The sequence below is a fragment of the Streptosporangium sp. NPDC000239 genome, from assembly GCF_040300765.1.
Taxonomy (GTDB): domain Bacteria; phylum Actinomycetota; class Actinomycetes; order Streptosporangiales; family Streptosporangiaceae; genus Streptosporangium.
On sequence record NZ_JBEPEI010000005.1, the window covers coordinates 244,965 to 262,757 of the forward strand.

A 17,793-nucleotide genomic window follows, 5' to 3' on the forward strand; every position below is an offset into this window, starting at 1 on the left:
CCGGATAACCAGAGAAATGACTAGTTACAAACTCCATGGGTCGCATATGTAAAATTCACAGGTTTAATCGCGAGATTGGGTGCTACCTGGGCATTTAGGGTATAAGTGAAAATTATTCAGAAAAACTTTTCCGGTACCTCGGCGACGAGCCGGAACCAGCCGTCCTCACCGGCCGTCGCCCGCAACGTGCCGCCGATCCCGGTGACCCGGTGCCGCAGGTTGCCCAGCCCGTTCCCCCCGGTCTCCTCCCCACCCGGCCACTCCCCAGGTGGTGTCCCGTCCGGCGCCCCGCGCGGTGCACTGCGCGGCGCTTCGTAGGGTGCCCCGTCGTTGGCCACGCTCAGCCGCAGCAGGCCGTCCCGTCCGGTCAGCTCGATCACACATCTGCCCGGGTCGCTGTGCCTGAGCATGTTCGTGACCGCCTCGCGGACCACGGTCCCCAGCACCGCGCTGACGTCCTCCGGCAGTCCCGGCCGTCCGAGGCTGACCGAGCAGTCGATCCCGAAGCCCGTCAGCAGGGCCTGCGCCCGGGTGCTCTCCCCCCGCAGCGACAGCCGCCGGCTCCCCCGGGAGACGTGACGTACGGCGTGCGCGGCGCGCCGTACCGCCTGGAGCGTCTCGGCCAGTTCCTCGCGCAGCCGTTCGTCGTCCGCCGCGTGCCGGTAGGCCAGCTCGCTCTTGATCGAGGCCAGCCAGAGCCAGTGCCCGGCGAGGTCGTGGATGTCGCGGGCCAGCTCCTCCCGGGCATGCCGTACGGCTCTGTCCCGCTCGGCGCGCAACCGTCCGACCCTGAGCGCCAGGGCGATCGTGACGCCCAGCGAGACCAGCAGGGCCCCCACCGCGACCGCCGTGACGGCGTACAGCTGGTGCGGCATCAACGACCCTTGTGCGGCAGGTGCATATACGGCAATAAAGGCAAAAAACCGTTTAACTGTCAATGAATGAGAACGTCATTCGGCGGGGAACGGCGTGAAACGGCGACGCGGGCCATGCCCTTTTCCCCGCCTTCACCGGCGGGACGTGAGGGTCAGCGCGACGGCCAGGCAGGCAGCGGGCTCAGCAGCCAGGCGCCGAAGGCCAGGCAGACGATCGCGACCAGCAGGAAGAGGAAGATCCAGAACCCGGCGGGCAGGACGGTCAGCCGGGCGAGCTGGTCGGCGTCGGAGTCGGGAGTACGGCTGTGGCGGCGCTTGCGGCGCAGCTCCAGGATCGGCCTGACCCCGCCGAACAGCAGGAACCACACGGCGAGCTGGGCCAGGACGGCGTCGACGGCGGGCGGGGAGTACCACGTCAGGGCGAAGATCGCCCCACCGGTCGCCAGCAGGCTCACCACGCCGAAGAGGTTGCGGATCAGCAGCAGCATGCACAGCAGCAGGCCCAGCACGATCGTGATCAGCGCCGTCACGTGCCCCGCGGAGACCAGCCACGCCCCGCCGAGCCCGAGCAGGGAGGGGGCGACGTATCCGGCGGCGGCGGTCAGGATCATCCCCGGCCCCGTCGGCCTGCCCCGGGTCAGGGTCACGCCCGAGGTGTCGGAGTGCAACCGGATGCCCTGCAGCTTGCGCCGGGTCAGCAGCGCCATCAGCGCGTGCCCGCCCTCGTGCGCGATCGTGACCAGGCCACGGGACAGCTGCCACGAGGTGGGCCAGGTCACCACGGCCAGGGCCACCAGCGCGGACAGCAGCACGGCCCATCCGGGCGGCTCCGTCTGGACCCTGGTCAGGGCCCTCCAGACCTCCGACAACGACCATCTCTCCTTAGAATCTTCCGAACCCTTCGAGTTCCCTGACTCCCTCAGGCCTTTCGCGGTGCCGGAGCAAAGCGTCCCACGACATCCGGTGTGCTGGCGATAAAGCCGTGACAGGACGGTCCCGGCCGGTTCGCCCGCCGTACTCCCGGGTGTCCCTCGGCGGTCACCTTCACCCCCGAACCTGGGGTTCCCAATCTCACTTTCAGGGCTGTCACCAGGCCCGGTCCCCGCCTAAACTCGGTCAGCGGAACATCCGTGATCGGGGGAAATCACGTGAACGATCAGAATGCCGGGCTCATCAAGAGCTTCTACGCGGCCTTCGCCCGCGCAGACCTCGACTCCATGGAACGGTGCTACCACCCGGAGGTCACCTTCGGCGACCCCGTCTTCCTGGAGCTCGAAGGCAGGAGCAGGGTGATGGGCATGTGGCGGATGCTGCTGAGCGGTGAGGGCGGCGTCGCCGTGTCCGTCAGGGACGTCACCGCCAGGCGTTACGACGGCGCGGCGCACTGGACCGCCCGCTACGTCTTCGGCAGGACCGGCAGGCCGGTGATCAACGAGATCGACGCCCTGTTCAGGTTCGAGGACGGCCTGATCGTCCGGCACCACGACGAGTTCGACTTCAGGCGCTGGTCCAGGATGGCGCTGGGCAAGCCGACCGGCCTGCCGTTCGGCTGGACATCGGTGTTCCGGGACACGATCCGGGGCAGGGCGATGCGGTCACTGGAGGACTTCATGAGGGCCGGATGAGCCGGATGAGGAGACAGGCGTGGCCGATCGGCAGATGCGCAGCATACTGAGCCTGGTACGCGGGCGTTCCGGAGGAGAGCGTGACTCTCCCGAGCGTTCCATGGACCCCCGGGCGGACGATCAGCTGCCCCCGCCTCGCTCACACGTCATCGACAGCGCGATCTACGTGAACGGTCTCAGGGACGTGACCCCCGAGTCCCTGCCCGAGGCCTTCGAGTTCCTGAAGAGGACGCCGGGCAGCATGGCCTGGATCGGCTTCTACCGGCCGGAGGACTCGGTCATCGTCAACGTGGCCGAGGAGTTCGACCTGCACGAACTGGCCGTCGAGGACGCCATCGTCGCCCACCAGCGGCCCAAGGCCGACCGCTACGGCGACACGCTGTTCGTGGTGCTGCGCCCCGCGAGATACCTCGACGAGGCCGAGGAGGTCGACTTCGGCGAACTGCACGTCTTCGTCGGCCAGAACTTCGTGATCACCGTACGGCACAGCGAGACCCCGGACCTGTCCCAGGTCCGCAGGAGGATGGAGAGCGACCCCGAACTGCTCGCCAAGGGGCCGCAGGCGGTGTTCTACGCCATCCTGGACGCGGTCGTCGACGGCTACGCGCCGGTGGTCGCTGGGCTGCAGAACGACATCGACGAGATCGAGGTCGAGGTCTTCAGCAACAAGCCGGGCGTCTCCCGCCGCATCTACGAGCTGTCCCGCGAGGTGATCGAGTTCCAGCGCGCCACCCAGCCGCTGCTCGGGATGGTCGAGGGACTCATCGCCGGGGCGCCCAAGTACGGGATGGACGAGGAGGTGCAACGGCACCTGCGCGACGTCGCCGACCACGCGATCACCGTGGCCGAGCGGGTCAGCGGCTTCCGGCAGATGCTCCACGACATCCTCGTGGTCAACTCGACCATGGTGGCCCAGGCCCAGAACGAGCACATGACCAACCTCACCGAGGTCAGCAACGCCCAGAACGAGGAGGTCAAGAAGATCTCCGCCTGGGCCGCGATCCTCTTCGCCCCGACCCTCGTCGGCACCATCTACGGCATGAACTTCGAGGTCATGCCGGAGATCCACTGGTGGTTCGGCTACCCGTTCGCGGTGCTCCTGATGGCGGCCGTCTGCGTGACCCTCTACGTCGTCTTCAAACGCCGTGACTGGTTGTGACCGAACCGGCCGTCCGCGTTCTCCGTGTTTTCCGCCCGCTGTGAAACGCCTTTCCCGTACGGCGCCGCCGCCGGGCGGACGGTGTTCTCACCGGGCCGGGTAAATGAATTTGTCGACGTTTCTGTGAAGCCCGGGGACACGACGGGGCCCCGGCGCACGGCCGGGGCCACAGGGGATAGCGGGGCCGCTCAGCCGAGCTTGGCCAGGATCAGGTCGAGCTTGTCGTCCATGGAGTCCATCCGTTTCTCCATGGCGTCCATCCGGCCGCCCAGGCCTCTCACCTCGGCCTCAAGGCTGTCCACCTTGGTCTCCAAGGCGGTCATCCTGCTCTCCAGGCCATCCACCTTGGCGTCCAGCCGGTCGACCTTGGTCTCCAGGCCGCCCACCCGGACGCCCAGGTTCCTGACCTCGGTCTCCAGGCCGTCCACCCGCGCGGTGAGCGCGACCAGGTCGTCCCCGGTGGCCATCCTGTTCATGATCTCTTCGAGCACGGGGGAGGTGTACGTCATGATCTCCTCCCGGATGATCACGGGCAGGTTGCCCAGCGTCCCCTTGATGCCGGCGAGATCCGAGCCCGTCCTGAAGGCCCAGGATTCGAGCGCCGCCACTCGCCGGCAGGTGCTCGTCGTCGCCACGTCGGTCATGCTATCTCCTGATCGGGGGGAGCCTCCGTCGAACGGCGGGCCGGGCGACGGATTCGTCACAGTGCGTGGCCAATTGAACACCGTCGACGACGGGGCGGGGGCGGTTTCGCGAGGTCAGCCCAGCAGTTTGCGGGCGGCGTCCTCGATCTCGGCCTCGGAGAGCAGCACGTGCCTGGCCGCCTCCCCCAGCGGGACGAAGCTGTCGGAGGAGGTCACCCGGGCGATCCGGCCGGTGAACCCGGCGTCGAGCAGCTCGGCCACCACGCTCTCCGAGACGCCGCCCGAGCGACGGGTCTCGTCGGCGACCAGCACCCGGCCGGTCAGCTCCGCCGCGCGCAGCAGGTCCTCGACCGGCAGCGGGGACAGCCAGCGCAGGTCGAGGACGCGGCAGCCGTACCCCTCGGCGGTGAGCCTGACCGCGGCGCGCAGGCTCATGCGCAGGCCGTTGCCGAAGGTCACGATGGTCAGGTCGCGGCCGTCGCCGTAGCTGCGGGCCCTGCCGATCGGGACGTGCGTCTCGGCCCAGCGCGAGGGCGGCACATACGGCGAGAGCCAGCCGTTGTCGCCCTCCTCGAACAGGTCACGGGTGTTGTACAGGGCGATCGGCTCAAGGAAGACGCACACACTGCCGTCGGTCCTGGCGGCGGCCACGCAGGTGCGCAGCATGGAGGCGGCGTCGTCGGGCCTGGCGGGGGAGGCGACCACGAGACCGGGGATGTCGCGGAGGGCGGCCACGGAGTTGTCGTTGTGGAAGTGACCGCCGAAGCCCTTCTGGTAGGCGTAGGCGGCCACCCGCACGACCATCGGATTGCGGAAGGCGCCCTGGGAGAAGAACGACAGCGTCGCCGCCTCACCCCTGATCTGGTCGAGCGCGTTGTGCAGGTAGGCGAGGTACTGGATCTCGGGCACCGGCAGCAGGCCGGAGACGCCGGAGCCGAGCGCGAGGCCGAGCACGGCCTGCTCGTCGAGGAGGGTGTCGAAGACCCGCCCGGCGCCGAAGCGCTTCTGCAGCCCCCGGGTGACCCCGTAGACGCCGCCCTTGCGGGCCACGTCCTCACCGAAGACCAGCACGTCGGGGTGGGCGGCGAGCTGGTCGGCCAGAGCCCGGTTGATCGCCTGGGAGAGGGTGAGCGGGCCCTCCTGCTCGGGCAGCCTGCCCGCGAAGGCCTTCTCCCTGGAACCGGAGGAGACCGCGCTGGCCGGGGCGACGGTGCGCGGGGTCCGGGGCGCCAGCGGCTCCATGACGTCGGCGGCCGAGGTCAGACGCGGGCGGCGCGAACTCTCCAGGGCCATCTTGAGCAGATGCTCACGCGTCGTCTCGTAGTGCAGCAGCAGTTCATCCGGCGTGGCCAGGCCCGCCTCGACGAGCAGCCTGGCCGTGGCGACGAGAGGGTCGCGCTCCAGGTCGGCGTTGATCTCCCGCTTCGTCCGGTAGGACAGCTCGACGTCCGAGCCCGCGTGCCCCATCAGCCGGACGGTCCGGACGTGCAGCAGGGCGGGGGAGCGGCGCTCGCGGACGTGCCGGGCGGCGGCGAGGGCCACGTCGTGGACGTCGGCCAGGTCGCAGCCGTCGGCGGCGAAGTAGGTCAGCCGAGGATGGCGTGCCGCCTCGACCCAGCCCTGCGGTGTCCGCACGCTGATGCCCAGGCCGTTGTCCTCGCAGACGAGCAGCAGGGGCAGCGCCACCCCCTGGTAGGAGACGTAGCCCGCGGTGTTGAGGGCCGACAGCGCGCTGGCGTGGTTGACCGACGCGTCGCCGAAGCTGCACACCGTGATCGCGTCGTCCGGCCAGGCCGAGCGCAGGCCGAGCGCCCTGGCGCGTTCGACGGCGAAGGCGACCCCGACCGCGCGCGGCATGTGACTGGCGACCGTCGAGGTCTGCGGGATCACCGCCAGATTGGGGTGGCCGAAGACCTTGTGGCGGCCGCCCGCGATGGGCTCCTCCGCCGAGGCGGTCAGGCCGAGCAGCACGTCGCGCAACCCCTGCTCGGGCAGCCGTCCGGCCATCGCGGACCTGGTCAGGTAGAAGGCCCCAGAACGGTAGTGCAGGAGCGCGGGGTCGGTGACGCGCAGCGCGGCCGCGACCGCGGCGTTGCCCTCGTGCCCCGAGGAGCCGATGGTGTAGAAGCCCTCCCCCTGGGCGCGCAGCCAGCGGGCGGCCACGTCCAGGAGCCTGCTGCCGAGCTGGAACTCGAACAACTCCCGGCAACGGGCCCCGGTCAGGCTCGTGCCCTCACGCACGGGAAGGCCGGGATCACGCGGGGCCCCCGGGGACAGGGCGGCCACCGCCTCGGTGAAATTGGTCTCAACTGCGTCGCGCGCCACAGCCCGATTATGTCCCCATCGGAGAGTGCCGCACCGGCACCTTGAGGTCTTTGGCGTCACGCCCCGCCCGTTTTGCGGCGTCGTGCCTGATGGGAGGTGTCGTCGGTGAAAACTCACACCATCTGCCGGATTTATCAACTAATAGACCGACTTGTGTGTCTATTTGACCTAATGATGCTTAGGTTTCGGCTGGGCGTATCAATGGAAGAGTGAGGGGCCGAAAGAAGACGCATTCCTTCCCGGACGTCCGGGACGTACGGCCCCGTTCGCCCCACTGTTAACGAACGCTAACTTTCGTCGTCGTTCAGCGTGGCGAGGGCCGTACGGGCCATGCCGAGCAGCAGGCGCGCCATCGCCTCCCCCGGCAGCTCGCCCGCGCTGTGCGGGGTCGAGTTGAGCAGGCCGAAGACGGCGTGCGTCGCGGCGCGCAGGCGGGCGGGCGGGCACGCGGGGTGCAGCTCGCTCAGCACCGTGACCCACTCCTCGACGTAGAGGCGCTGGAGCCTGCGGATCTGGCGCCGGGCGGGCTCGGGGACGTTGCCCAGCTCGCGGTCGTGCACGGTGATCAGCGAAGGATGGCTGAGGGCGAACTCGATCTGGCCGCTGAGCAGGGCGTCCAGCGCGGCCTCCGGGCCGGGGGCGGTCGTCACCCGGTCCGCGGCCGAGGCGTGCAGGCGCTCGCTCACGTCGAGCAGCATCTCGGCGAGAAGCGCCTCCTTGCCGCTGAAGTGCCGGTAGAGGGCGGGGCCGGAGACGCCGACCGCGCCGCCGATGTCCTCGATGGAGACACCGTGGAAGCCCCGCGCCGCGAACAGCTGGGCCGCGGCGTCCAGGATCTCCACGCGTCGCGTCCCTCGGTTGCGGGCAGGGGTCCGAGCGGTTGTCACATCTCGCATGGTAGACGCTGACGTTAATGGTGACTAACATCGGCGGTGACGTTAGCGACCGTTAACCCGCGACGACGGAGTCGGGGACGGCCCGGACAAGGGGGCTCGCATGAGTGGCTGGCCGGTGCTGCGAAGCGCCTGCGATCCTGGCGGTGAGGGGTTCAAGGGCAACGCGGAGACCAACGAGCGGCTCGTCGCCGACCTGGCCGAGCGCGTCGCCGCCGCGGGGGAGGGCGGTCCTGAGCGTTCACGCGCCAGGCACGTCGCCCGGGGCAAGCTGCTGCCCCGCGACCGCGTCGGCACCCTGCTCGACCCGGGCTCGCGCTTCCTTGAGCTCTCCCAGCTCGCCGCGACCGGAATGTACGGTGACGAGGCCCCCGCGGCCGGGATCATCACCGGCGTCGGCCGGGTCTCCGGGCGCGAGTGCGTGGTCGTCGCCAACGACGCCACCGTCAAGGGCGGCACCTACTACCCCGTGACGGTCAAGAAGCACCTGCGGGCCCAGGAGGTCGCCCTCCACAACAACCTGCCGTGCCTGTACCTCGTCGACTCGGGAGGCGCGTTCCTCCCCAAACAGGACGAGGTCTTCCCCGACCGGGAGCACTTCGGCCGCATCTTCTACAACCAGGCGACCATGTCGGCGCGCGGCATCCCGCAGATCGCCGCGGTCCTCGGCTCCTGCACGGCAGGCGGCGCCTACGTCCCGGCGATGAGCGACGAGGCGGTGATCGTCCGCAACCAGGGCACGATCTTCCTGGGCGGCCCGCCGCTGGTCAAGGCCGCCACGGGGGAGGAGGTCACCGCGGAGGAACTCGGCGGCGGCGACCTGCACGCCAGGGTCAGCGGCGTCACCGACCACCTGGCCGAGGACGACGCGCACGCGCTGCGGATCGTCCGCGACATCGTGGCCACCCTGGGCCCACGGTCCCCCGCCCCCTGGGAGCGCGTCCCCGTCGAGGAACCCGCGCACGACCCCCGCGACCTGTACGGCATCGTCCCGGCCGACACCCGCACGCCGTACGACGTGCGGGAGATCATCGCCCGCGTCGTGGACGGCAGCCGCTTCCTGGAGTTCAAGGCCGAGTACGGTTCCACGCTCGTCACCGGTTTCGCCCACATCCACGGCCACCCCGTCGGCATCGTCGCCAACAACGGCATCCTGTTCGCCGAGTCCGCGCTCAAGGGCGCCCACTTCATCGAGCTGTGCGACCGCAGGGGCGTCCCACTGGTCTTCCTGCAGAACATCAGCGGCTTCATGGTCGGCAGGGCCTACGAGGCGGGCGGCATCGCCAAGCACGGCGCGAAGATGGTCACCGCCGTCGCCTGCGCCAGGGTGCCGAAGTTCACCGTGGTCGTCGGCGGCTCCTTCGGGGCGGGCAACTACGCGATGGCGGGCCGCGCCTACTCGCCCAGGTTCCTGTGGATGTGGCCGAACGCCCGCATCTCGGTCATGGGCGGTGAGCAGGCCGCCAACGTGCTCTCCACGGTCGGCGGCGCCGACCCCGAGGCCATCCGCAGGCAGTACGAGGAGCAGGGCAACCCCTACTACTCGACCGCCCGCCTGTGGGACGACGGCGTCATCGACCCCCTCGACACCAGAACGGTCCTCGGCCTGGCCCTGTCGGCCGCGGCCAACGCCCCCCTCGACCCCGTCGGCTACGGCGTCTTCCGGATGTGATCACCTCATGACACCTGTGACCCAGGCACCCGCCCCGCGCGGCATGTTCGGCACCGTCCTGGTCGCCAACCGCGGTGAGATCGCCCTGCGCGTCATCCGCACCCTCTCCAGGCTCGGCGTCCGCTCCGTCGCGGTCTTCAGCGACGCCGACGCCGACGCCCGCCACGTCAGGGAGGCCGACGTCGCGGTACGGCTCGGCGGCGGCTACCTCGACATCGACGGGATCCTGGCCGCCGCCGCGGCGACCGGAGCCCAGGCCGTGCACCCCGGATACGGCTTCCTGGCCGAGAACCCCGCCTTCGCCCGCGAGTGCGCGCGGGCGGGCCTGGTGTTCGTCGGGCCGCCGCCGGAGGCCATCGAGGCCATGGGCGACAAGATCCGCGCCAAGGCGACCGTCTCCGCGGCGGGCGTGCCCGTCGTGCCCGGCGGCGCAGAACCGGACGACGACCTCGCCGAGGCCGCGGGCCGCGTCGGCTTCCCGGCGCTGATCAAGCCCTCGGCGGGTGGCGGCGGCAAGGGCATGGTGCTGGTGCGCTCGGCCGCCGAACTGCCCGAGGCCCTGGAGTCGGCCCGCCGTACGGCCGCGGCGGCGTTCGGCGACGCGACCCTGCTGATCGAACGGTTCGTCGAGGGGCCGCGGCACATCGAGATCCAGGTGATGGCCGACGCCCACGGCAACGTCGTCCACCTGGGCGAGCGCGAGTGCAGCCTCCAGCGCCGCCACCAGAAGATCATCGAGGAGGCGCCCTCCCCGCTGCTCGACGAGGAGTCCAGGGCGCGGATGGGCGCGGCGGCCGTCGAGGCGGCCAGGGCCGTCGGCTACACCGGCGCCGGGACGGTCGAGTTCATCGTGCAGGGCACGACCGGCGACTACTACTTCATGGAGATGAACACCAGGCTCCAGGTCGAGCACCCCGTCACCGAGCTGGTCACCGGCCTCGACCTGGTCGAACTGCAGCTCAGGGTGGCGGCGGGCGAGCCTCTGCCGCTCACCCAGGACCAGGTACGGCTGCGCGGCCACGCCGTCGAGGCCCGCGTCTACGCGGAGGACCCCTCCAGGGGCTTCCTGCCGACCGGAGGCCGGGTGCTGGCGCTGCGCGAGCCCGAGGGAGTCGTCGAGGGGGTCAGGGTCGACTCGGGCCTGGCCGAGGGCGGGGTCGTCGGCAGCGGCTACGACCCGATGCTGTCGAAGATCGTCGCCTGGGGACCGGACAGGGACAGCGCGCTGCGGCGCCTCGACGGGGCGCTCGCCGCCACCGCGGTGCTCGGTGTGCCGACCAACGTCGCGTTCCTGCGGGCGCTGGTCACCCACCCCGAGGTGGTCGCCGGAGACCTCGACACCGGCCTGGTCGAACGCAACCTGGACGACCTCCTGCCCGAGGAGGGCCTGCCCGAGGACGTGCCGGTCGCCGCGGCGCTGCTGCTGCACCACGGGCGGACGCCCGCCGTACCGGCGGTCGCCGACCCCTGGGAGGTGCCGGACGGCTGGCGTCTCGGCGGAGCCGCCTGGACCGTCTGGCGGCTGGAGAACCGGGGCGAGGTCGTCGAGGTCGGGGTGCGCGGGCTGCCCGCGCGCGGCGCCGAGGTCCGGTTGCCCGGCGGGAGGACCGCGCGGGCGAGCCTCTCCCTGAACGGGGGCGACCTGCTGGTCACGCTGGACGGGGTCGGCAGGCGCTACGGCTGGGCCCAGGGGGCCGAGGACACGCTCTGGCTGGGGCGTGACGGGGACGCCTGGGCGCTGACCCGCCACCACCTGGGCGACCCGGGAGACCGGGCGGGAGCCGGCTCGGGAGGCGACGGAGTCGTCCGCAGCCCCATGCCGGGAACGGTACTGCTGGTCAAGGCCGTGGTCGGGGAGCGGGTCGAGCGGGACCAGCCGCTGCTCGTCGTCGAGGCCATGAAGATGGAGCACACCGTGACCGCCCCGGCCGCGGGGACGGTCACGGAGCTGCGGGTCAGGGCCGGACAGGCGGTCGACATGGACGCCGTGCTCGCGGTCGTCGACGTCGCGGAGGCTTCCGGCGAGGGCGGGGAGGACCGGGCATGATGCGTGAGCCGTACAGGATCGAGGCACGGGGGCTGCCCGAGCGGGTCACCGTCTACGAGGTCGGCCCGCGCGACGGGCTGCAGAACGAGGCGGTCACGGTCCCGGTCGAGGTCAAGGCGGAGTTCGTCGCCAGGCTCGCCGCCGCGGGCCACCGGGTGATCGAGACGACCAGCTTCGTGCACCCGAAGTGGGTTCCCCAGCTCGCCGACGCCGCCGAACTGCTGGAACGGGTGGAACGGGTGCCCGGTGTGCGCTACCCGGTGCTCGTGCCCAACGAGCGGGGGCTCGACCGGGCGCTCGAACACGGCGTCGAGGAGATCGCGATCTTCGCCAGCGCCACCGAGACGTTCGCGAACAGGAACCTGAACCGGACGCTTGAGTCGCAGTTCGAGATGTTCGAGCCGGTGGTCGCGCGGGCGCTCGGCAACGGCCTGCGCGTCAGGGCGTACGTCTCGATGTGCTTCGGCGACCCGTGGGAGGGGCCGACCCCCGTGGCCCAGGTGGTCTCCGTCGGGCGCAGGCTCCTGGACCTCGGCTGCTACGAGCTCTCGCTGGGCGACACCGTGGGAGTGGGCACCCCCGGGCACGTGGCCGCCCTCATCGGGGCCCTGGCCGGGGACCTCGGCGGGCCGGAGCGGCTCGCGGTGCACTTCCACGACACCTACGGCCAGGCCCTGGCCAACACCCTCACCGCCCTGCGCGAGGGCGTGACCGTGGTCGACGCCTCGACCGGCGGCATCGGGGGCTGCCCGTACGCCGAGAGCGCGACCGGCAACCTCGCGACCGAGGACCTGGTGTGGATGCTGCACGGTCTCGGCGTGGAGACCGGGCTCGACCTGCCCTCGCTGGTGCAGACCAGCACCTGGCTGGCTGAGCGGCTCGGCCGCCCCAGCCCCTCCCGGGTCGTACAGGCCCTGGGAACGGCCCCGGACGTCAAGGAGTGACGATGCCCAAGCTCGCTGAGGAATACGAGGACCTGCGAAAGACCGTCGAGGAGTTCGCCCGCGACGTGGTGGCCCCGGTGATCGGGGACCTGTACGAACGCGAGGAGTTCCCCTACGACATCGTGCGGCAGATGGGCGCGATGGGCCTGTTCGGCCTGCCGATCCCGGAGGAGCACGGCGGTATGGGCGGCGACTACTTCGCGCTCTGCCTGGCCCTTGAGGAGCTGGCCAGGGTCGACTCCAGCGTCTCCATCACCCTTGAGGCCGCGGTCTCGCTGGGCGCCATGCCGATCTACCGCTTCGGTACGGACGAGCAGCGCGCCACGTGGCTTCCCCGCCTGGCCTCGGGCCAGATTCTAGGCGCCTTCGGCCTGACCGAGCCCGGCGGCGGTTCGGACGTGCCCGGCGGCATGCGGACCACGGCCGTGCTCGACGGGGACGAGTGGGTGATCAACGGCTCCAAGGCGTTCATCACCAACTCCGGCACCGACATCACCGGCGTCGTCGGCGTGGCCGCCATCACCGGGGAGCGGGAGAACGGCAAGAAGGAGATCTCGACCATCCTGGTCCCCTCGGGGACGCCCGGGTTCACCGTCTCGAAGAAGTACTCCAAGGTCGGCTGGAACTGCTCCGACACCCGTGAGCTGTCCTTCACCGACTGCCGGGTCCCGGCGGCCAACCTCCTCGGCCAGCGGGGGCGGGGCTACGCGCAGTTCCTGCAGACCCTCGACGAGGGCCGCATCGCGATCGCGGCCCTGTCCGTCGGCCTGGCCCAGGGCTGTGTCGACGAGTGCCTGCGCTATGTCCACGAGCGCCGGGCCTTCGGCCACCCGATCGGCCACTACCAGGCCATCCAGTTCAAGATCGCGGACATGGAGGTCCGCACCCACACCGCCCGCCTGGCCTACCACCACGCGGCGGAGCGGATGCTGGCGGGCGAGCCGTTCAAGAAGGAGGCGGCCATCGCCAAGCTGGTCTCCAGCAACGCGGCCATGGACAACGCCCGCGACGCCACCCAGATCTTCGGCGGCTACGGCTTCATGAACGAGTACCCGGTGGGCCGTTTCTACCGCGACGCCAAGATCCTGGAGATCGGCGAGGGCACCAGCGAGGTGCAGCGCATGCTCATCGCCCGTGAGCTGGGCCTGTCCAGCCTGTGAGACCCCGTCCCCGGCGCCGCCAGGACGGCGGCGCCGGGGTTGGTGCGTGATCTCCACGTTTCCCGCACGGAATCCGCACGTTTCCGTGCCGGGCTGACCTCATGGAGGTTCCCAGGCGTCTTCAGCCGGTTGCGGTCAGGACGGACACGGCCCGTGACAGGGAGAGGTGCGCCGTCCTGGTCGCGGTCGCGGCACCGCCGGTGACCGCCCTCGCCGACCGGACGCTGCTCGCCTGGCTCCTCGACCACGGCTCCTGCACCCGGCCGGTGTACCGGGGGTCCATGGAGTGTGGGGGGTCTGCGGGCATGCTGGAGGCCCTTCTTGTCGCGGCGCCGCTGACCCCGCCGCCGCCCGTGCAGATGCGGCTGATCGCCCTCGCCGTACGGCGTGCGAGGCGGGGGTGAGGTCCCTCAGGTGGGGCCGGCCTGTGACGGGCTCGGCCGGTCTCCGTTCGGGGAGCCGCCCTGCGACTCGCCTGGGGAGCCGGGCGGTGAACCGTGCGAGCCGTTCGGGGACATCGCCGCGGCGGCCTTCGACATGATGCGCGCCATGGTCGCCAACTCCTCGGGGGTCAGCTGGTCGATCAGGAAGGCGCGGACGACGGCCACATGGCCGGGCGCGGTCTTCTCAAGGCAGCGCACTCCCTCGTCGGTGAGCACCGCGAGCACGCCCCGTTCGTCGGAGGGGCAGTCCATCCGCTCGACCAGCCCTCGTTTCTCAAGCTGCCCTATCTGGTAGGTCAGCCCGCTCTTCGAGACGACCAGCCTGCGGGCGAGGTCGCTCATGCGCAGCCGCCGCTGCGGCGCGATCGAGAGCTTGGCGAGAATCTCGTAGTGGGGATGGGTAAGTCCAGAGTCGGCCTTCAGTTGCTCCTCGATGCGCCGCTCCAGCAGGTGCGTCGCCCTGAGGTAGGCCATCCAGGCATCCAGTTCACCTTCACTCAACCATCTCGTGTCCGCCACTTTTCCAGTGTATGGGTTGTTCGAATTTGAACCAGGGAGTTAAGGTGGTGGTTCAAATTCGAACGACCATGGGGAGTCCTCATGTTTTGGCTTGAGCGTGCGAGGCCGATCGCGCTGCTGCTGGCACGGATCGGCGTCGGAGTGATCTTCGTCGTCCACGGCTGGCAGAAGTTCGCCACCATGGGCCTGAGCGGCACGACGGCCTTCTTCGAGCAGATCGGCGTACCGCTGCCGGGCCTGGCGGCACCGGCGGTCGCCGTGATCGAGCTGGTCGGCGGCATCGCGCTCATTCTCGGCGCCGCCCTGCCGATCGCCGCGATCCTGCTCGTCCTGGACATGCTCGGGGCGATCGTCTTCGTCCACGGCGCCAACGGCTTCGACGCGGCCAAGGGGGGCTACGAGTTCGTCCTGGCCCTGATCTGCGCCCTGCTCGCCATCGCCTTCAGCGGTGGTGGCGCTCTCGCCCTCGACGACCTCTGGCAGCGGCGCCGTACGGCCGGCGTCTCCTGACGGCCCGCCGAACCTGGATGTCACCTCCGGCTCCATGGATCGCCGGTCCGGTGCGGGCGACAATCGGCACCACGACCGGGGACGACCAAGGAGCCGGGGGGCGAAGTGGGATGGCTGCGGCGGGTCGCCGGCGACCTCAGGAAGCGGCGGAACATCGACGCCCACGCCCTGACCGTCGTCGCAGTCCTCTACGCCCTGGTTTCGCTCTTCAGCGACAGGCTGGACGACGACTTCAGATGGGCGGTGCTGCTGTCGGGGCTCGGCCTGCTGATCTACCGCTCGCTTCCCGATGAGACCCCCGAGATGGCCGAGGGCGTCCTGTACGACCGGTCGGTCTACGACACGGTCCCGGCGGCGTCGTTGTTCGCCGGGGTGCGCGACGTCCGGGTCTTCGCCCCCTCGGCCGTCAACCTGCTGTCGGCGCAGACCTGCGAGATCCTGCGCAACAGCGTGCTGCGGCGCGAGAACGGCAGGGTCAGGATCGTCATCCTCGACCCCCGCGAGGAGGCGTCGGTCAGACAGGCGTCAAGGCAGCTCGACGAGTCGGTCGAGTTCCCCGTCCAGCGGCTGCCCGCCGCGCTGGAGACCACGATGGAACGGCTGCGGCTGATGAGCCGCTGGAAGACCCCGGGCGCCTTCGACTACCGCCTGCTGTCCTACAGCCCCGGCTTCAGCCTCGTGCTCCTCGACCCGGACACCCCGGCGGGCCGGGTGATCGTGGAGATCCACGGCTTCCACAACCTCTCGACCTCCTCCCGCATGCACCTGGAACTGACCCGCGGGCGCGACGAGCGCTGGTACGGATACTGGGTCGAGCAGTTCGACCACATCTGGAACGCCGCCCGGCACGACGTCCCCCCGGTCCCCGTTCTCCCCGCCGACGCGGCGGAGGCCGGGGAGCGAACCCTGCAGAACCCGGCGCCGGGCGTCAGGCGGACCTGAGCAGGAGCTGTCCCGCCTGCCCGCGCAGGTGCGGCGGCAGCCCGGGATCGCCCGCCTCCAGCGCGCGGGCGGCCAGATCCGCCGAGACCCCCGTCCTGCCGAGCAGCGCGTTGACCCGTGCGGCCCGAAGCAGCACCGGCCCGTTGCCCGGTTCCGCGCCCGTGGCGTCCAGGATCTCCTGCTCGGCGGCGTCGAGCCGCTGCGCCTGGGCGAGGGCCAGCGCCCTGGCCGCGACCGTGCCGGCCCGCTGGTGGTGCCGCACCCGGTTCAGGTCACGCAACGCCTCATCGGACCTGCCCAGATCGGCGAGGATCTCACCGCGCAACGCCAGCGCCTCGACCGGCGGCTCCCCGGCGAGGTTCACCGCTCCGTTGAGCATCGCGAGGGCGGCGAGCGGCTGCCCGAGCCACCACAGGGCCTGCCCCAGCGCCGACTGGACGAACATGTCGTTCGGGGCCCACGACAGGGCGGACTTGAGCACGTCGACGGCCTCGGCGTACTCACCCTGCGCCAGTCTGAGCCGCCCGTCGGCGGTCAGCGCCCGCGCCACCCCGTCGAAGCGCTGGAGCACCGCGAACGTCTCAGCGGCCTCCCTGAGGTGCGCGCGGGCGGTCTCCACCTCGCCCCGGGCGGCGGCGACCTCCCCCAGGATGGCCTTCACCTCCGCCCGCACCCACACCTCGTCGAACTCCGCGACACGAGCCGCCTCCTCGGCGAGCCTTCCCGCGCTCTCCCAGCTCTGCCTGGCCAGCAGCTCCCGTGCGTCCCTGAGGTAGGAGGCGGGGCGTTCCGGCCCGCGGACGGAGCTGATGAGACGATCGTGCTGCAGCTCGTACCAGCGGATTCCCAGCCGGTGCTCGGCCTTCAGGACATGACGGTCCTCCAGGGCCCTGGCGACGGCGTTGGGCATGCCCGCGGTCTCCTGAAGACCCTCGTAGACCGTGTTGCGGGTGCCGTGCTCGGTGACGAAGGCGTTGCGCAGCCAGTATCCGAGCTCCGCGGGGGGCACGTCGTGCTCGGCGGCGACGGCGTCGAGAGCCGTCCTGCAGAACCCGGTGAGGAACCGGTCGACGTTCACGTGCAGGTTCACGTGCTCGGAGGTGATCTCGCGCAGGGAGGGGGGCAGGGACTCCCACAGCGCCGAGCAGACGACCTGAAGCTGGACCGGCTCTATGGACTTCAGGGTCAGTATGGTCCGGTCCCCCTCGTCGTTGGCGATCACGGTCGTCTGGAGGTCGTTGACCAGCAGTTCGGCCGCGCCCCTGGCGAAGAACCGCCCCGTGCCCTCGATCGGCTTGGTCACGGCGTCCAGGGCCGCGGCGGGGGTGAAGGGCAACAGGTGGAAACGCGCCCGCGACCCCCGGCCCAGCGGGCGTTCGTACGGAAGCACGGCGGCCAGGTGCTCCTCGCGCAGCGACAGCAGCAGGTGGAGTCCCGGATGCTCGTCCACGGCCTGGACCAGCTGGGCGAGCAGGGCGCCGCGGTCCTCCTCCCCGCGAAGCGAGCCGCCGAACAGCTCTTCGGCCTGGTCGACGGCCGCCAGGGTCGGCACGGGGTCACCGTACCGGTCGGTCCGCTCGGGGCGCCCGGCGAGGAACTCGGAGACCGTCAGCCCGGCGAGCACCGACAACGGTTCGTCCGGCGCCCACGCCGACAGCAGCGCCAGGACGTACGGGTTGGCCGTTCCCCTGGTGGAGAACCCGCGCGGGGAGACCCGGGCGATGGGCAGCACGTCCGCCCGCTCGGTCTCGATGCGGGACAGCACCCCGGCGTGCAGCAGGGAGGTCTTGCCGACCCCCGACGCTCCGAACAGCACGGTCAGCCCGGCGGCCTGCCAGATGGTCGCGACCTCACGGGTCTCCCGTTCGCGTGCGAAGAAACGCGCGTGGTCGGCCCGCAGATAGGGACGCAGCCCCACGTAGGGCTGGACGGGTTCACCTCTCACCTGCGCCGGGTCCGTCATGGCGCCCGTCCGTTCTTGTCTCCGCCGGGGCCGTTGGGGAGCTCCGGCGCGGTGGCCAGGAAGATCGAGCCG

16 protein-coding genes are annotated in these 17,793 nt (G+C 70.7%); 9 read left to right on the forward strand and 7 right to left on the reverse strand.

The features are described 5' to 3' along the window. Positions 1 to 116: 116 nt before the first annotated feature. Together ABT340_RS16190 and ABT340_RS16195 are read right to left on the reverse strand one after the other, a co-directional pair. A complete protein-coding gene (locus tag ABT340_RS16190) occupies positions 117 to 875 on the reverse strand; it encodes a sensor histidine kinase (protein WP_352011531.1) in 759 nt (252 codons plus the stop codon). A 152-nt stretch (positions 876 to 1,027) separates the two neighbouring features. Further along, on the reverse strand, positions 1,028 to 1,744 hold the full coding sequence (locus tag ABT340_RS16195) for a M50 family metallopeptidase (protein ID WP_352011532.1): 717 nt from the start codon (positions 1,742 to 1,744) through the stop codon (positions 1,028 to 1,030). A 279-nt stretch (positions 1,745 to 2,023) separates the two neighbouring features. Here ABT340_RS16195 and ABT340_RS16200 point away from each other — a divergent pair, with 279 nt between their 5' ends. Next, positions 2,024 to 2,500, forward strand: a complete 477-nt coding sequence (locus ABT340_RS16200; RefSeq protein WP_352011533.1) for a nuclear transport factor 2 family protein — start codon at positions 2,024 to 2,026, stop codon at positions 2,498 to 2,500. Positions 2,501 to 2,519: 19 nt separating this feature from the next. Further along, on the forward strand, positions 2,520 to 3,659 hold the full coding sequence (locus tag ABT340_RS16205; protein WP_352011534.1) for a magnesium and cobalt transport protein CorA: 1,140 nt from the start codon (positions 2,520 to 2,522) through the stop codon (positions 3,657 to 3,659). 188 nt (positions 3,660 to 3,847) lie between these two features. On the opposite strand, the gene ABT340_RS16210 is transcribed toward ABT340_RS16205, so the two are convergent. From ABT340_RS16210 to ABT340_RS16220, 3 genes are all read right to left on the reverse strand, one after another. Next, positions 3,848 to 4,303 carry a hypothetical protein gene (locus ABT340_RS16210; protein ID WP_352011535.1) on the reverse strand — a complete coding sequence of 152 codons (456 nt, stop codon included), beginning with the start codon at positions 4,301 to 4,303 and terminating at the stop codon, positions 3,848 to 3,850. A gap of 114 nt (positions 4,304 to 4,417) precedes the next feature. Next, a complete protein-coding gene (locus ABT340_RS16215; protein WP_352011536.1) occupies positions 4,418 to 6,628 on the reverse strand; it encodes a thiamine pyrophosphate-dependent enzyme in 2,211 nt (736 codons plus the stop codon). 287 nt (positions 6,629 to 6,915) lie between these two features. Then, positions 6,916 to 7,524 carry an SACE_7040 family transcriptional regulator gene (locus ABT340_RS16220; protein ID WP_352011537.1) on the reverse strand — a complete coding sequence of 203 codons (609 nt, stop codon included), beginning with the start codon at positions 7,522 to 7,524 and terminating at the stop codon, positions 6,916 to 6,918. A 100-nt stretch (positions 7,525 to 7,624) separates the two neighbouring features. Between ABT340_RS16220 and ABT340_RS16225 the strand changes: the two genes are divergently transcribed. The 5 genes from ABT340_RS16225 (at position 7,625) to ABT340_RS16245 (ending at position 13,748) form a co-directional block, all read left to right on the forward strand. Continuing rightward, positions 7,625 to 9,193, forward strand: a complete 1,569-nt coding sequence (locus tag ABT340_RS16225; protein WP_352011538.1) for a carboxyl transferase domain-containing protein — start codon at positions 7,625 to 7,627, stop codon at positions 9,191 to 9,193. 7 nt (positions 9,194 to 9,200) lie between these two features. Continuing rightward, positions 9,201 to 11,240, forward strand: coding sequence for an acetyl/propionyl/methylcrotonyl-CoA carboxylase subunit alpha (locus ABT340_RS16230; RefSeq protein ID WP_352011539.1), 2,040 nt, complete (start codon positions 9,201 to 9,203; stop codon positions 11,238 to 11,240). Continuing rightward, the gene (locus tag ABT340_RS16235; protein WP_352011540.1) at positions 11,237 to 12,184 is read left to right on the forward strand and encodes a hydroxymethylglutaryl-CoA lyase; all 948 of its coding nucleotides are present in this window, start codon (positions 11,237 to 11,239) and stop codon (positions 12,182 to 12,184) included. Before ABT340_RS16230 ends, ABT340_RS16235 begins: the two co-directional genes overlap by 4 nt. Before the next feature lie 2 nt (positions 12,185 to 12,186). Continuing rightward, positions 12,187 to 13,344 (forward strand): acyl-CoA dehydrogenase family protein, encoded by a 1,158-nt coding sequence (locus ABT340_RS16240; RefSeq protein ID WP_502992510.1) that lies wholly within the window; start codon positions 12,187 to 12,189, stop codon positions 13,342 to 13,344. 101 nt (positions 13,345 to 13,445) lie between these two features. Continuing rightward, entirely contained in the window at positions 13,446 to 13,748 is a 303-nt protein-coding gene (locus tag ABT340_RS16245; RefSeq protein WP_352011542.1) for a hypothetical protein, read from the forward strand. A 6-nt stretch (positions 13,749 to 13,754) separates the two neighbouring features. Here the strand turns inward: ABT340_RS16245 and ABT340_RS16250 are convergent, their stop codons facing one another. After that, complete coding sequence (locus tag ABT340_RS16250) at positions 13,755 to 14,261, reverse strand: MarR family winged helix-turn-helix transcriptional regulator (RefSeq protein WP_352011543.1); 507 nt, start codon at positions 14,259 to 14,261, stop codon at positions 13,755 to 13,757. Positions 14,262 to 14,387: 126 nt separating this feature from the next. On the opposite strand from ABT340_RS16250, the gene ABT340_RS16255 reads away from it, so the two are divergent. Further along, the gene (locus ABT340_RS16255; RefSeq protein ID WP_352011544.1) at positions 14,388 to 14,816 is read left to right on the forward strand and encodes a DoxX family protein; all 429 of its coding nucleotides are present in this window, start codon (positions 14,388 to 14,390) and stop codon (positions 14,814 to 14,816) included. Between the two features lie 105 nt (positions 14,817 to 14,921). After that, entirely contained in the window at positions 14,922 to 15,758 is an 837-nt protein-coding gene (locus ABT340_RS16260) for a hypothetical protein (RefSeq protein ID WP_352011545.1), read from the forward strand. Here the strand turns inward: ABT340_RS16260 and ABT340_RS16265 are convergent. Continuing rightward, on the reverse strand, positions 15,745 to 17,721 hold the full coding sequence (locus ABT340_RS16265; protein WP_352011546.1) for a tetratricopeptide repeat protein: 1,977 nt from the start codon (positions 17,719 to 17,721) through the stop codon (positions 15,745 to 15,747). The genes ABT340_RS16260 and ABT340_RS16265 overlap by 14 nt on opposite strands. Positions 17,722 to 17,793: the final 72 nt, after the last annotated feature.

What these genes read in the sequence shown, in the direction of transcription:
- ABT340_RS16265 (WP_352011546.1), bottom strand. Translation starts at nt 17,721, where the DNA reads ATGACGGACCCGGCGCAGGTGAGAGGTGAACCCGTCCAGCCCTACGTG.
- ABT340_RS16250 (WP_352011543.1), bottom strand. Translation starts at nt 14,261, where the DNA reads ATGGCCTACCTCAGGGCGACGCACCTGCTGGAGCGGCGCATCGAGGAG.
- ABT340_RS16245 (WP_352011542.1), top strand. Translation starts at nt 13,446, where the DNA reads ATGGAGGTTCCCAGGCGTCTTCAGCCGGTTGCGGTCAGGACGGACACG.
- ABT340_RS16230 (WP_352011539.1), top strand. Translation starts at nt 9,201, where the DNA reads ATGACACCTGTGACCCAGGCACCCGCCCCGCGCGGCATGTTCGGCACC.
- ABT340_RS16235 (WP_352011540.1), top strand. Translation starts at nt 11,237, where the DNA reads ATGATGCGTGAGCCGTACAGGATCGAGGCACGGGGGCTGCCCGAGCGG.
- ABT340_RS16240 (WP_502992510.1), top strand. Translation starts at nt 12,187, where the DNA reads ATGCCCAAGCTCGCTGAGGAATACGAGGACCTGCGAAAGACCGTCGAG.
- ABT340_RS16255 (WP_352011544.1), top strand. Translation starts at nt 14,388, where the DNA reads ATGTTTTGGCTTGAGCGTGCGAGGCCGATCGCGCTGCTGCTGGCACGG.
- ABT340_RS16220 (WP_352011537.1), bottom strand. Translation starts at nt 7,524, where the DNA reads ATGCGAGATGTGACAACCGCTCGGACCCCTGCCCGCAACCGAGGGACG.
- ABT340_RS16190 (WP_352011531.1), bottom strand. Translation starts at nt 875, where the DNA reads ATGCCGCACCAGCTGTACGCCGTCACGGCGGTCGCGGTGGGGGCCCTG.
- ABT340_RS16210 (WP_352011535.1), bottom strand. Translation starts at nt 4,303, where the DNA reads ATGACCGACGTGGCGACGACGAGCACCTGCCGGCGAGTGGCGGCGCTC.
- ABT340_RS16225 (WP_352011538.1), top strand. Translation starts at nt 7,625, where the DNA reads ATGAGTGGCTGGCCGGTGCTGCGAAGCGCCTGCGATCCTGGCGGTGAG.